The organism is Microcoleus sp. CAWBG640 (assembly GCF_020883015.1).
Lineage (GTDB): Bacteria > Cyanobacteriota > Cyanobacteriia > Cyanobacteriales > Microcoleaceae > Microcoleus > Microcoleus anatoxicus.
This window is the reverse complement of the sequence record NZ_JAHRFC010000009.1, coordinates 51,901-64,508: the sequence shown is the minus strand read 5'-3', so window position 1 is coordinate 64,508 and position 12,608 is coordinate 51,901. Positions and strand designations below refer to the sequence as shown.

Annotated in this window: 24 protein-coding genes; 13 read left to right on the top strand and 11 right to left on the bottom strand. The window is 42.4% G+C overall.

What is annotated here, in order from left to right:
* The first annotated feature begins 10 nt into the window (after positions 1–10).
* The 3 genes from AAFP11_RS07135 (at position 11) to AAFP11_RS07125 (ending at position 899) form a co-directional block, all read left to right on the top strand.
* Positions 11–304: a TIGR03792 family protein gene (locus AAFP11_RS07135; protein ID WP_341736398.1), complete on the top strand. Its 294-nt coding sequence runs from the start codon at positions 11–13 to the stop codon at positions 302–304.
* A 101-nt stretch (positions 305–405) separates the two neighbouring features.
* Positions 406–618 (top strand): hypothetical protein, encoded by a 213-nt coding sequence (locus AAFP11_RS07130; RefSeq protein WP_340518629.1) that lies wholly within the window; start codon positions 406–408, stop codon positions 616–618.
* Positions 606–899: a type II toxin-antitoxin system mRNA interferase toxin, RelE/StbE family gene (locus AAFP11_RS07125; protein WP_341736465.1), complete on the top strand. Its 294-nt coding sequence runs from the start codon at positions 606–608 to the stop codon at positions 897–899. Before AAFP11_RS07130 ends, AAFP11_RS07125 begins: the two co-directional genes overlap by 13 nt.
* A 55-nt stretch (positions 900–954) precedes the next feature.
* Here AAFP11_RS07125 and AAFP11_RS07120 read toward each other — a convergent pair whose 3' ends face one another.
* Entirely contained in the window at positions 955–1,215 is a 261-nt protein-coding gene (locus tag AAFP11_RS07120; RefSeq protein ID WP_341736397.1) for a hypothetical protein, read from the bottom strand.
* A gap of 69 nt (positions 1,216–1,284) precedes the next feature.
* Here AAFP11_RS07120 and AAFP11_RS07115 point away from each other — a divergent pair, with 69 nt between their 5' ends.
* The 7 genes from AAFP11_RS07115 to AAFP11_RS07085 all read left to right on the top strand — a co-directional run bounded on the left by AAFP11_RS07115 (position 1,285) and on the right by AAFP11_RS07085 (position 3,423).
* Positions 1,285–1,422, top strand: coding sequence for a hypothetical protein (locus AAFP11_RS07115; protein WP_341736396.1), 138 nt, complete (start codon positions 1,285–1,287; stop codon positions 1,420–1,422).
* An 82-nt stretch (positions 1,423–1,504) separates the two neighbouring features.
* Entirely contained in the window at positions 1,505–1,921 is a 417-nt protein-coding gene (locus AAFP11_RS07110) for a XisH family protein (RefSeq protein WP_341736395.1), read from the top strand.
* Complete coding sequence (locus AAFP11_RS07105) at positions 1,909–2,244, top strand: XisI protein (RefSeq protein ID WP_341736394.1); 336 nt, start codon at positions 1,909–1,911, stop codon at positions 2,242–2,244. The genes AAFP11_RS07110 and AAFP11_RS07105 overlap by 13 nt, the downstream gene beginning before the upstream one ends.
* A 40-nt stretch (positions 2,245–2,284) precedes the next feature.
* Positions 2,285–2,461 carry a hypothetical protein gene (locus AAFP11_RS07100; RefSeq protein WP_341736393.1) on the top strand — a complete coding sequence of 59 codons (177 nt, stop codon included), beginning with the start codon at positions 2,285–2,287 and terminating at the stop codon, positions 2,459–2,461.
* 111 nt (positions 2,462–2,572) lie between these two features.
* Entirely contained in the window at positions 2,573–2,818 is a 246-nt protein-coding gene (locus tag AAFP11_RS07095) for a type II toxin-antitoxin system Phd/YefM family antitoxin (protein ID WP_340518638.1), read from the top strand.
* Positions 2,815–3,216: a type II toxin-antitoxin system VapC family toxin gene (locus tag AAFP11_RS07090; protein WP_341736392.1), complete on the top strand. Its 402-nt coding sequence runs from the start codon at positions 2,815–2,817 to the stop codon at positions 3,214–3,216. The genes AAFP11_RS07095 and AAFP11_RS07090 overlap by 4 nt, the downstream gene beginning before the upstream one ends.
* 54 nt (positions 3,217–3,270) lie before the next feature.
* The gene (locus AAFP11_RS07085; RefSeq protein WP_341736391.1) at positions 3,271–3,423 is read left to right on the top strand and encodes a hypothetical protein; all 153 of its coding nucleotides are present in this window, start codon (positions 3,271–3,273) and stop codon (positions 3,421–3,423) included.
* 54 nt (positions 3,424–3,477) lie between these two features.
* Here the strand turns inward: AAFP11_RS07085 and AAFP11_RS07080 are convergent, their stop codons facing one another.
* From AAFP11_RS07080 to AAFP11_RS07035, 10 genes are all read right to left on the bottom strand, one after another.
* Positions 3,478–3,699 (bottom strand): DUF2281 domain-containing protein, encoded by a 222-nt coding sequence (locus AAFP11_RS07080; protein WP_341736390.1) that lies wholly within the window; start codon positions 3,697–3,699, stop codon positions 3,478–3,480.
* An 87-nt stretch (positions 3,700–3,786) separates the two neighbouring features.
* Positions 3,787–4,047 (bottom strand): hypothetical protein, encoded by a 261-nt coding sequence (locus AAFP11_RS07075; protein WP_341736389.1) that lies wholly within the window; start codon positions 4,045–4,047, stop codon positions 3,787–3,789.
* 13 nt (positions 4,048–4,060) lie between these two features.
* Positions 4,061–4,387: a flavoredoxin gene (locus AAFP11_RS07070; protein ID WP_341736388.1), complete on the bottom strand. Its 327-nt coding sequence runs from the start codon at positions 4,385–4,387 to the stop codon at positions 4,061–4,063.
* Between the two features lie 167 nt (positions 4,388–4,554).
* Positions 4,555–5,019, bottom strand: a complete 465-nt coding sequence (locus AAFP11_RS07065) for a type II toxin-antitoxin system VapC family toxin (protein ID WP_341736387.1) — start codon at positions 5,017–5,019, stop codon at positions 4,555–4,557.
* Entirely contained in the window at positions 5,019–5,261 is a 243-nt protein-coding gene (locus AAFP11_RS07060) for a hypothetical protein (protein ID WP_341736386.1), read from the bottom strand. Before AAFP11_RS07060 ends, AAFP11_RS07065 begins: the two co-directional genes overlap by 1 nt.
* Positions 5,262–5,301: 40 nt before the next feature.
* Positions 5,302–5,484 carry a hypothetical protein gene (locus tag AAFP11_RS07055; protein ID WP_341736385.1) on the bottom strand — a complete coding sequence of 61 codons (183 nt, stop codon included), beginning with the start codon at positions 5,482–5,484 and terminating at the stop codon, positions 5,302–5,304.
* Between the two features lie 15 nt (positions 5,485–5,499).
* On the bottom strand, positions 5,500–5,910 hold the full coding sequence (locus tag AAFP11_RS07050) for a hypothetical protein (RefSeq protein WP_341736384.1): 411 nt from the start codon (positions 5,908–5,910) through the stop codon (positions 5,500–5,502).
* A 53-nt stretch (positions 5,911–5,963) separates the two neighbouring features.
* Positions 5,964–7,208 carry an HEXXH motif-containing putative peptide modification protein gene (locus AAFP11_RS07045; protein WP_341736383.1) on the bottom strand — a complete coding sequence of 415 codons (1,245 nt, stop codon included), beginning with the start codon at positions 7,206–7,208 and terminating at the stop codon, positions 5,964–5,966.
* A 12-nt stretch (positions 7,209–7,220) separates the two neighbouring features.
* Positions 7,221–8,393 (bottom strand): radical SAM protein, encoded by a 1,173-nt coding sequence (locus AAFP11_RS07040; RefSeq protein ID WP_341736382.1) that lies wholly within the window; start codon positions 8,391–8,393, stop codon positions 7,221–7,223.
* 89 nt (positions 8,394–8,482) lie between these two features.
* Positions 8,483–8,659: a hypothetical protein gene (locus tag AAFP11_RS07035; protein WP_341736381.1), complete on the bottom strand. Its 177-nt coding sequence runs from the start codon at positions 8,657–8,659 to the stop codon at positions 8,483–8,485.
* Positions 8,660–8,867: 208 nt separating this feature from the next.
* Between AAFP11_RS07035 and AAFP11_RS07030 the strand changes: the two genes are divergently transcribed.
* From AAFP11_RS07030 to AAFP11_RS07020, 3 genes are all read left to right on the top strand, one after another.
* Positions 8,868–10,256 carry an NB-ARC domain-containing protein gene (locus AAFP11_RS07030; protein ID WP_341736380.1) on the top strand — a complete coding sequence of 463 codons (1,389 nt, stop codon included), beginning with the start codon at positions 8,868–8,870 and terminating at the stop codon, positions 10,254–10,256.
* 270 nt (positions 10,257–10,526) lie between these two features.
* Positions 10,527–11,003: a type II toxin-antitoxin system antitoxin SocA domain-containing protein gene (locus AAFP11_RS07025; RefSeq protein ID WP_341736379.1), complete on the top strand. Its 477-nt coding sequence runs from the start codon at positions 10,527–10,529 to the stop codon at positions 11,001–11,003.
* Between the two features lie 644 nt (positions 11,004–11,647).
* Positions 11,648–12,466: a hypothetical protein gene (locus AAFP11_RS07020; RefSeq protein WP_341736378.1), complete on the top strand. Its 819-nt coding sequence runs from the start codon at positions 11,648–11,650 to the stop codon at positions 12,464–12,466.
* Positions 12,467–12,608 lie beyond the last annotated feature (142 nt).

Genomic DNA, 12,608 nt, shown 5'->3' with positions numbered 1-12,608 from the left:
GGCAACTTTTATGGTTATCGAGTGGCTGAGATTTAAAGTGCCTCACGAAAAGTGGGAAGCATTTATGCAGCGAGATGAAGAAGTTTGGACTGCTGGATTAAGAAGTTTCCCCGGTTTTTTGGGTAAGGAAACTTGGGTAGATCCGGTGCAGAATGAGGTGGTGATGTTGATTCGCTGGGAAAGTAAAGAGTTGTGGAAGTCGGTGCCGCCAAGTCTAATCGATGAGTTGGATGCGAAAATGGGGGATCTGCAAATGCCGATCGCCGAAAGTCGCGAATATCAAGTCCGCAAGTTCTTGCATTAGTATCGCAACTCGTACAATCATCGCACTGTTTGGTATTTGGTGTGAAAGGCGATCGCTTTATTTGTTATACTGACAGTTGTAGACTTACGAAGCTTAGAACAATGAAAACCTATAGCTTTGATGCAATTATAGAGTTAGTCGAAGAAATGTCTGATGACGAACAGATGACTCTCGTCGATTTGATCGGGCGACGACTTAGGGAAAAACGAAGAGATGATATCGCTCTTAATATTGTTCGTGCCGATGAAGAGTATTTGCAGGAACAAGTATTCCGAGGCACAGTAAATGATATAATGGCAGAATTAAAACGATAAGAACTCTTGTCTTAGCCTCTTCGTTTAAACGAGCTTTCAAATCCTTAATCCGTCAAGAACCTGAAATGGAGAAAAAAATAGCTGAGCGACTAGAAGTATTGGTAAACGATCCATTTCATCCCTCACTTAAGACCCACAAGCTGAAAGGTAAGCTATCTGGTGCTTGGGCTTGTACTGTAGAGTACGACTGTCGAATAGTCTTCAATTTCAAGAAATATTCAGATTCAGATGTCGAAGAGATACTTCTGATTGATATTGGTAGCCATGACGAAGTTTATTGAGTTCATCCTTCGCCCAAGGCTATCAATTCGCTCTATAAATGGAAATCGCTGACTATTAAGCATGAGCTGATTCTTGGGCGGCAAGTAGAAGTTCTGATAATGCTTGAACTGATTCTCGATCGGCCTGTGGAGACCATACAACTGCACTCGTTGATGCTAGTTGATTCAGAAGTACATTTTCTGAATTAATATCTTCAGCAGGTTCTAGGCTGCATCCTTCTTCCTTGGCAACTGCAAGTAGGAGAAAGTGAATGAGTCGCAGTTTATCTTGATGAGATAATTGATCGACCGTGGGTAAAAGCTCGCTGAGTGGCATATCGCTTGTTTAAGATTACATAGGTTTATTTTAGCCTTTAAACTCGCGTTTTAATGGCGATCGCTCTTTATGCTTGATTGGGCGATTCCCTACGGGATAGCTACGCTTCACGCAACTTGTACAATCATCGCAGTGTTTGGTATTTGGTGTGAAGGGCGCACTCCCTTGAACAAGCCTTACCAGAGTGCGATCGGACACGAGGCTTGATTTGGTGAGTCAACAACCTGAATTGCACTCACACATCCCAATCAATACCAGTATAATTATAATTGTTTGTTATCAGGGCTTTATGTCAGCAAAGGATAAATTTCATGATGTTGTGAAGATTGCCTTGGAAAAGGATGGTTGGCTGATTACAGATGACCCACTTTCCATCAGTGTGGGTGGAGTTGATATGTTAATCGATCTGGGGGCGGAACGTCTGCTCGCAGCCGAACGCCAGGGCGAGAAAATAGCTGTAGAAATCAAGAGCTTTTTGAATACTTCAGCCATAACAGATTTTCATTTAGCGGTTGGACAATTTATCAATTACCGTACAGCACTCAAGTTCAAAGACCCCCAACGCCAGCTATTTTTGGCAATTCCTTTGACGGCGTATAACGATTTCTTCAAGCGTGAATTTGCAATCGCTGTTGTGGATGATTACCAGTTTAAGTTATTGGTCTATGATGTAGAACAAGAGGTGATATCTTTATGGAAAAAGTAGAAAAATATCGGGATTATATCAAACAAGTTCTGACGAAATATGCTGCATACAAGCCTTCTTATGGAGAAGTGGAGATGCAAGTTGTTTTTGATACAGAACACAATCATTATCAAGTTGTTCGAGTCGGCTGGGATAACAAACAGCGAGTTTACGGTTGTCCTATACATCTCGACATTAAGGATGGCAAAATCTGGATTCAGCAGAATGGAACAGAAATCGATTTAGGGCAAGAGCTGGTTAATATAGGTGTGCCGAAGTCGGACATTGTAGTTGGGTTTCATCCTCCTTATATGCGTCAGTTCACAGACTTTGCAGTGAGTTAAAACTAACGTTGATGCTTTTGGTTGCAGACATCGATCGTTCTTGATGCGTGATGGGGCGATCGCACTCGGTACAATCATCGCAGTGTTTGGTATTTGCTGTGAGGGGCGATCGCACTCCGTACAACGATCGCACTATTTGGTATTTGGTGTGAAGGGCGATCGATCTTTCATTTTAGGCGATCGCTCATCAGAAACAACAAAGGGCGATCGCTATTAATTTTGGTGAGAGTATGCGCTGGGTGGTATTTGTAGAGCATTCATAAACTCGATCTTGCAGAACTCTCACCATCGAACTAAACTTAACTTATAGACTTAATTTTTTAAGAGCATGGAAACTGTAAATATCCATCAAGCTAAAACAAATCTCTCACTACTACTGTTGCGTGTAGAATTGGGAGAAGAAATCATTATTGCAAACGGAGACATCCCAATCGCGAAGTTGGTGCCGTTTCGTACTTCATCTAATCGACGAGCTAGTTTAGGGCAAGATCGAGGGAGATTTGTTTTGCCAGAGGACTTTAACGATCCTTTGCCAAAAGATATTTTGACCGCATTCGAGGGGGATGAAAAGTGAAACTATTGCTGGATACGCAGTGCTTTTTGTGGTGGTTTGCCCAACCAGAGCGATTGAATGAGGAGGCGATCGCACAGATTGCCGATGAAACGAACGAATTGTGGTTTTCTGTTGCTAGTATCTGGGAAATGGGTATCAAAGTTGCGATCGGAAAGTTGCCACTGCCAGAACCGATAGATACCTACATTTCTAGCCGTATGATACAGTTAGATGTGCGATCGTTGGAAATTACAGCACCTCATGCCCTGCGGGCGGCTGCGTTACCATTACATCATCGAGATCCCTTTGATCGAATGCTAATTGCCCAGGCTCAGATTGAGGAGATGACGCTGGTGAGTGCTGATTCAATGTTCAAGCAATACAGCGATATTACTATTCTTTGGGCAGCAAATTCGTGAGATTTTACTTCTCATTTATTCTGTCGATCGCACTCCGTACAATCATCGCAGTGTTTGGTATTTGGTGTGAAGGGCGATCGCTCTTTTATTTTAGACGATCGAGCGTCTGAAAAAAAAAGGGCGATCGCTCTTTTTTACTCAAGCATCGCAACTCGTACAATTATCGCAGTGTTTGGTATTTGGTGTGAATGGCGATCGCTAATCTAACATTTTTGCCTTCTTCATCACCACAAAGCATGAGTATCTAAAAGGCATTCCATGTTACATATATTCCTTTAAATCTTCCAGCGGTTCATCGAAATCATCAGACATAACGATTTGACCGGCCCAACTACCATAACCATGAGGTTGTTCAAGTTGTTCTGGAGATAATTCAGTTTTTGCGTGTTTCTCAAGTAAATATTTTGCATAATGCAATATCTCTTGTTTGAGAGATTCTGGCATCTTGACGACTGTTTGAAAAATCTCTAGATCGATAGTCATGATTTTTCTGCAATTTTTACGCTGATCATGTTCCCTCATTATACTGTAATTGCAGTCAGAAGGTATTTGGTGTGAAGGGCGATCGCACTAGACTGTTGCTTGAACAAGCATATCTTCTAACTGCTTAATTTGCTTCCAATCAATTGCTGCAACCCAAAGATTTTCCTCTTCTGAATATTGCACCACGCCATCGACTTCTAACTCTTCGTCATAAAATGCTAGTAATTGACCATCTTGCAACTTAATATTTTGGCGACTCAAATCTTCAATTGTACCAACACAATTTAGGCGAAGGCGACCTTGTTCATCTGCATTATGAAAGTCTGCAAAGATTCTGGGATAATTCATATTTTTGCTCCACTCAGGATGGTTGTGATGGGTTAGCAATCGTTGGTGTCAGCAGCAGACTTGTTTGTTCTGGTGTTAAGCCTGTTAATGTTGCATGATTTGGGCTTCTCCCTGAAGTACGGATGACATCTCCATCGGACGCTCGAACTTCACCAACTGTCGTCACACCAACTTGTCCATGAGGGATGGTCATTGCTAACTCTGCTACAGATAATTCTACTGCACATTCTACAGAAATACCCGTGATGCCGCTGGGGTGAGTTCCGGTGCTGCGTTTAATATCTTCTGGGCGATTACGACCGCCACGAACTACTAAGGCCTCGTTTGGAAGTTTTTCCACAAATGTAGATTGTTTGATTCAAGTACGCGCTATATATTACCAGAAATTTTTGCCCATAGTGCGATCGATCTTTTTTACTCAAGCGATCGCTCTCCGTACAATCATTGCAGTGTTTGGTATTTGGTGTGAAGGGCGATCGATCTTGATGCGCGATCGGGCGAGATCCTTCATCCTGACTCTGGCGATATTAAAATCCAGGATTCCAACTCAAATGGCTGAACTGATCGAATACGTTGGAAGTCTCGATCGGCTGTCACTAAGGTGAGTTGATGCTGGATTGCAACGGCGGCAATCCACAGGTCATTTTCGCCGATGCCCAATTGAGTCATGTTGGTTCTACGACGTTGTGCTTTGTCTTTTGGGGCGTAGCGATCGAAAACTGCCGCTTTGAGGTTGCCGTAAATTTCGGCGGTGGTTTCGTCGATGGGGTAGATGTATAGCCCAAGCAGGAAGCGTTGAACTAGGCCAAGATTTACCTGTCGTTGCTGCGATCGCGCCGCCATGTCAATCAGTTCACCCTTGACAATGGTGCAGGTGGCGATCGACTCATCCCCAAGGTTGGCAAGGCGATCGAGTATTTGAGTGTTGCCTAGTAGGGCATAGCTACAATGGTTGGTGTCGAGGAGAAACATTATTCAAAAGGATTGGGGCTGTAGTCATATTGTGCTTCACCGCGTGAGTTTTGGACGGCTTCTAGACATTCTTGGAAGTCGTCGCCTGACCAAGTGCTGATTGTCTGGAGGTGAGCGAGGAAGGATTTAGCAGATGTGATAGAAGGTTTGGTGGAGAGAGATTTCATGAAAGTGAGGGCTTCGGCAAGTTTTGTGCTGGGTAAAGCTTCAATTGCTTGGAGGAGTTGTTCTTTGAGGGTCATAGGGTGTGCCGTGGTTCTTGAGTTATGGGCGATCGCTCTTTCATTTTAGGCGATCGGTCATCAGAAACAACAAAGGGCGATCGATCTTGGTAGAATCATCGCAGTGTTGGGTATTTGGTGTGAGGGGCGATCGCCTTTTGTGCGTTATGGGCGATCGCACTCCGTACAATGATCGCAGTGTTTGGTATTTGGTGTGAAGGGCGATTGGGCGATCGCTATCCATGCAATCATCTCTACTTCATATACTAGGCTGCTCGATAAAGTTCTTTAGAGCCCTAAGAAACTTACCATTAAGATTCATAAAATCTTCCCACTTAAAGCCACCAAATTCATCTCCCCAACCATGTGGAAGGAATACTTGGCGATCGTCGATTTTGAACCATTCTGCCGATTCGTGAAGCTCCAGACTTGCCACGACGTTTGCGAAAGCGTGTAAGGCATCTGATGGTGTTACGATCGCTGACAGCTTTACTGTGTTATTGATTGTTAACCCAATATCCTCACTTTTGTGTTGAGAATCAGCTAAGGATGGACATCTAAGAGAAATCAAAGCTTTTTCGTTATCGATTCGACGGATTAAAAAGCTATAACCTGGCTTATAGGATAGTCTTTTTGCTAACTCATTCAACAGCAGAAAATTTTCTTCCATATTCTTGGTGGTGTTCTAAATCATGTAACTCATTCAGTTACTAGAAACTAAGACTAATTGCTGCGACCTAATTTAATAGTCAATCGCAAATTATCAACACAAGCACCAACTAAAAGCTTGCCTGCATCAGTTAACGTTTCAGACTTTATTAAACCTTGATAAGCTATATCGGCAAAGCCAAGTGTTTCAGCCCAGTAACTCTCAGCTTCCGAGTACAACTTTTCAGATGAAAACCAAGGAGAAGACACAAGTTTAGCCCATACAGCCGCCCCGGCCGAAAAGGTCATTAGAGCATGAATGACCTGTCTAAGAGGACGGTTTCTGTTTTTCCAAGGAGAGAAAACCTGTGGTGAATTTCCATCTGTTGTGTAAAGACGCACATTTTTTTCTACCAGATTAACTTTGGTATGAAAAAACTCATGCACCATTTGTACGCACAAGTGGCATCTTTCTTCCATTCGATCGGCTTCAGGATCGAAGTCTTGCCAAGCCCAACCAGGCAACTGTGATACAGAACCAGCCTTCCGTGTAGTAGGAGAGAAACGAGGCAAGACAGTGTACACCTTCATCACGCGACTCATGCTGACACCAAGTCCAATATCTAGGAATGAAAGCATATCCAAGCAGAGGCGGATTTCATCATGCCTGATGCTTACAGCCGAAACATCGTGCAGATCATCTTTTTCAATGAAATTAAACTCATTTCCCGCTGCTGCTGGTTGAGTTATTGCTGTGGAAATACGAATTCCCGATCGTGTAAAGCTGTCTGGCAACCAAGTTATGCGATCGGATTTATCATCAATTAACACCTCAATTGCTTGTTCTGTAATTTCTGCAAGATTGCTATCTCGCATAACAGCCGCCGCTCTAGCTAGCGTAGGAAAACAAAGAAGAGAGCCAGCAGCAACTTCCACTTTTTTGAGAGGATCTAAACCTAAACTCAAACCCCCACTCAGCGGTGAAAACAGACTATAAAAATTAATTAGGAAGTCCTGAATCCTACCAGTATCACCGCTGACATAAGCTTGGAAAAGCGATCGAGATTTTGCTTCCAGTTCCCGATATTGCAAAAACAAACCGCTCAACATATCCACATCATCGCTTTGTTGGAGAAGTGCTGTGGCTAGCTCATAACCTTGATTGCTAAGAATATGCAGCATGGCTATGTGTCGGATAGCTGACTCCTCGACATATTTAATCAACGCATTTTGGTAGAAAAGTTGAGTATCATCTAGCTTACAGGTCAACTCCAAGTCAACAGTTCCAATCTTAGTTTCTTGCTCTGCACAAATAATCATAACGCAACATATTTATGAGATACCTGATAGTTCAGTGGATAAATAATCTCTGATGTGATCGATGAGAATTATTAAATCTTCACAATAAATTGATTCCTGATTAAAACCATGCTCGGAACTGTAACGATGGGGGAGGTATCCACCACCACAGATATCAAACAACCGACAATCAAGACACTTTTGAGGTGCCGAAGACTGCTTGTTAGATAGTGCTGTTACCAGAGGCAAAGATTCTAAATCTTCAATCGGATGAGAATTCAGTGACATACCTGTTTTGGTAGCACCATGATATGCAGTTTTCAGAACATCTAGTCCGTGATAAGTGCCATCAGTCTCAACCACAATGACTCCATCACTCAATGCCCCATAGGAATCATAGCCTCTCTTTCCACCCATTAAAAGCTTCATGATAGTTCTGAATATACGAACTTCCATCTTAGTTTCTGAAGCTAACCAATAATCGAAAAGAGCGGATAGCCATCGACCAAAAGTTCCTGGGGAATACTTATCGTAGGGAAAAGTATCATAGTTGAAATCTGGCAGTATAAAATCTATAGCAGTGGTGTTTAGTTCTTCAAAGAATGTCAATAGCTCATAAGGATCTATTTCAGGATTCGCAACTGTGAGAAAACCTCCAAACACAGACCCTCCAGACTTGGGATTACGCAGCTTTTCTACACCAGCGATAATCTGCGAAAAGCTGCCACGCCCTTTGGCATCAACTCGCATAATATCGTTCCATTCTTGTGGCCCGTCAATACTCACACCCGCACGCACTTTGAAGTCTTGAAATACCTGCACAATTTCATCGTCTACCAGCGTTGCATTCGTTTGAATTCCGAACCTGATATCCGCTTCAATATCCTGAAAACTACTCCGCAAAATAGTGAAAAACTCTCTCAGCTTAGAAGCTCCGAGTAGCAGAGGCTCACCCCCATGAAAAACCACAATAATTTGTTTCAATTCACGAATACGAATATAGCTGCTAAGACGATCTGCTAAAAGCTGAATCGTCTTAGCACTCATCACAACTGGCTGCTCTCTCCAAGTTTGATCTGGGTGCTCATACATATAGCAATAGGAACACTTGAGATTGCAACGACTCACGATTTTAACTACAACTGTTGTTATAGGTCGGACTTCGTAGAACTCAGTTCTTTGGGGTAGAAGCAATTCAAGTGACATAAATTTTCCTTCAAGCTATACTATAGAACCAAAATCATTGTTGGCTAAAAGACTTCTCAGCCAAGCGCCGTCTCTGTAACAATCTAAATTTAATTAGTAGTATGACTACTAAAATCAGACCAGGCAATTGGCTCTTTACCCATACGTTCTGCTTGAATCGCTTGAATCGCAGCTAAAACTTTTGGATTGATTTTCTGTAACTGTTCCTCTTTCAAACCATTAACTGCAATTTCAGCAACAGGTTTAGAACCAAGATAAACTGTCATTTATTTGCCTCACACATTTGATTGATTTAGCATTTTTCTATTATTTGTGGAAATTCAAGATTTGTCTACCACAAAAATGTTCAATTTTGCCTACAGTTTTTTCCTGTTTCATTTTATTTGATCTATTTTTGTACATTTTTGTACAAAATTGTTCTAAAAAGCGGATAAATGTGTATAATACATAAAATTTTCACATCTCCCGGCCCCGATGAACCTAAAAGAAGCCTTAAACCTCGCCAATAAGATAGTCTTCGATAAAACTGGCCAACACCTAGACGACTTACAGGAAGCGGTACTCAAAGGCACTCTAGAACGTGAGACATACAAACACATAGCCAAAGACTTTGACTGTTCGGAAAGTAGTGTGAGGAAAGTGGGCGCAGAGTTATGGGAAATACTTTCAGAAGAGTTAGGAGAAGATGTTAGTAAATCAAATTTGCGATCGGCAATAGAGAGGTTGCAAGTATTCCTGTTTTCAAAACATTTTGGACAGGACTCTGTGCAAATAGGCTTCGTTAATTTTTGTGGAGAAACTTTACACTCACCAGATATACCAAACTTACACCCACCAAATCAGGAAACATCTAACGCAAAACCAACCAAAACTTTACATCAAGATTTAAGCGAAATGCCGGAGTTGGGTAATTTCTTCGATCGCACTTCCGAACTCCACACCCTCACAACCTGGATTCTACAACAAAACTGCCGCCTCATCACCCTCACCGGTATCAGCGGAATCGGCAAAACATCCCTAGCAGTAAAACTCGTACAACAAATCAAACACGAGTTTGAATACGCAGTTTGGTACACCCTAGACGAATTCCCCACCATAGATAAATTTCAATCTAACCTAAGACAGTTGTTTTCCCACTCAGAAAACCTAGATTCCTCGCCAACAAACCAGAAACGCTTACCGCTGATTAAGTATTTGCAAAATCATCGCTGTTTAGTAGTCTTAGATGACGTTCACAACCTTTTTTCTAGCGGCGAATTAGCAGGAAAGTATAAACCAGACTACGAAGAATATCGCTCTCTATTCAAACAAATAGAAAAATTATCCCATCAAAGTTGCTTTCTGCTAGTCGGTTGGGAACCGCCGAAAGAAGTGCCTCAACTCACCAGCGAAAATACTCCCATTCGTACCTTACAACTCACTGGTTTAGATATCGCCGCCGCCGGAGAAATTCTCCGAGATAAAGGATTAGCAGAAATCGATAACTGCGAAGCACTCATTCACCGCTACCAAGGCAATCCCTTCTGGTTAAAAAGCGTGGCGACTTTGATTCAAGAGTTGGGAATTGGCGCGACTGAGGTATTAATAGATGATACCATATTGTTGCCGGAAGATTTGAAAGATGTTTTACAGCAGCAGTACGATCGCACTTCCGAACTAGAAAAACAAGTCCTCTCCTTGTTGGCGACAGAAAACCAGCCAGTCAACTTCGCCAAATTGCTCCAACATGGACAAATATCATCATCAGATTTGCTCAACGCCTTGCAATCTCTATCGCGGCGCTGCTTCATTGAAAAAGAAGCAAGTCTTTACACTCTGTCACCTGTACTGAAGCAGTATATCAAAACTCGACGATCGCACTAAATAAATGGGTTGCGATTTACCGTTGGGTTAGAGTTAGAGGGCGGGTTTTCGAGATTGTTTGTTTCTGGCGATGATTATTCGTAAAACCCGCCCCTACAATTTTTTGACAGAGGGTAAGATTTCAGTTATACTCAATCCGCCTTAAATACCTCCTTTATTTCTTAGTCTGCGGAGGCAGACTTTGTTTATGTAGAAGCGGTTTCAACCGCCCAATCATAAATGACGGTGACTGTGCTATCATAGAATAAAAAATATATTGAGTCGAGTTATATGACCACAATAACTACAGTCACAACAGCCTCTAAACTCGCTGATTACTACATCTGGTTCGCCAATGATGTCGGCTCCTACCTCAGCAGCCACAAGCTACAAAAACTATTGTACTACGCCCAAGTATGGTATTTAGCATTTGAGGATACACCGCTGTTTGATGAAGATTTTGAAGCGTGGGTACACGGACCGACTATCCCGGCTTTATTTTACGCATACCAAGAACTATTTGACTTTAAACCAATTCTCAAAGAAGTCGAAAAACCAGAGTTTCCCGAAGAAGTACAAGAGTTTTTAGACGAGTTATCCGATGATTACTTCTTTCGGGATGCCTATGAGTTAGAATTGATGGTGCGACGTGAAGACCCTTGGATTAATGCTAGAGGTAATTTGCCAAAAGATGAACCTTCTCATGCTATTATTACGAAGGAATCAATGAAAACTTTTTACAAAACTCGTGTCATCGAAGAAAATTAAAAAAGCAGATATACGCCACCAGCCATCTTTGTGAAAATGTTTTTTATATTGTCTGGCTAGACCCAGACCATAATCTTTACAGTTGAAATTATAGCCGAAGAAAGAAGTTACCTCCACAAGGGCATGGCTGTAAGCAGGACTTACAGACTCCGACTAAAGAAATGGGGTTTTTTATTGCATCTGTGGCTGTCAGGAAATATTCGCGCAAAAAATCTGGTTTCTGCGGTATCTAGTCTTGTTTAAGAAAATTTTGCATAAAGAGCTAAAATAAAATTAAGGCTTAAAAAACCTACTCCAAATGCAAGAATTACAAAGATTGTGATACTGAAAATAGACTGGAGCCGATCGCCAATTCCGGGTTTTTCTGAGTTCATCGGTCAATTATTACCATAAATTTGGGATGGGCAATGGATGTTGACTAGGACTTACGCGCAAAATCCTGTAAAATAGGGGCGCGTTCTGGCCGATCGCCACAAACCGCTAAATACACTAGACATATCATAATATGCCAGCCATCCTTAACTGACTCGCTCAGGTAAAAATATTAAGAGTGGCAGGAAATAATCTAAGAAATATAGTTTTAAAAAGGATAACCATCGATGCTCCACCCAATCTCGCAACCTTACCAACAACGAGAAGATACTATGACCCAAAGAGTCCTGCGGCAGCCAAACCCCTCAGCCTCTAAGCAGTTGAGACAAACAGCCCCTCAAAGACACTGGCTGGAGTTGGCAGAATACGCCTCCCTCGCAGCCTCTGGTGTCGGTTCCCTAGCCGTGGCCCTGTCGGGTCAAGCTTTTTACGGTGTGGCCCCCCTAACTTTAGCTTTGTCGCTGAATGTTGCCAACCGTTATCGATTTGAGCAGCAGGTGCGGCTTTATCAAAACTCGGAAATTGCCACAGTGCAAAAGTCTGTAAACAAAGTCGAGAAAACTGCGGCGACGGTAATTCTCAAAGTCCGTAATCAGTTGTCCGCAGATATAGAATCACTCCGCCAGCAAATGTCTGCACTACCACGGCCCGAAAGTTTTGAGGATTCTATCAATATTGAGCAGCAGTTGCTGAGCTTGGGACAGTCGGTAGCTTCTTTGCAGGAAATTGTCGCCTCCGCTGTCCTAGATGTCCGCCACCAGGTGAGAGAACAACTCCAAGATTTATCCGTGGGATCACCGACAAATCTCGAAGCAGTTGAACAGGCGATTGAGGAACTGCAAAGCGTGACTCAACTATTGGGAGAAACTTCCATCACCCAAGATGACTGGGAAGGAGTCAATACTCGATTTTTAGAAATCCAGAAAGTAATTGCCAATCTCCAAAGCCAGGTGCAGGCTCAAGCACAACAATCGGGGGATTTGTCTAGTTTTAAGGCTCAAATCGATAACTTGGAACAGGAACATCAAGAGGTTGTTAAACCACACCTCAAGCGGTTAATTTCTGTGGTGAAGCAGTTGCAGAATACTTAGTAAAAGTTAGTAGTGTCGTTTCTGGTTGGATGGGAATGATTTAACCGCAGAGGACGCAGAGAACGCAGAGGGATATCCCAGAGAGATGAATACAGGATTATGCTATTTGTGTTAAACAATGAAAAGCTAATCTATCTAGCTG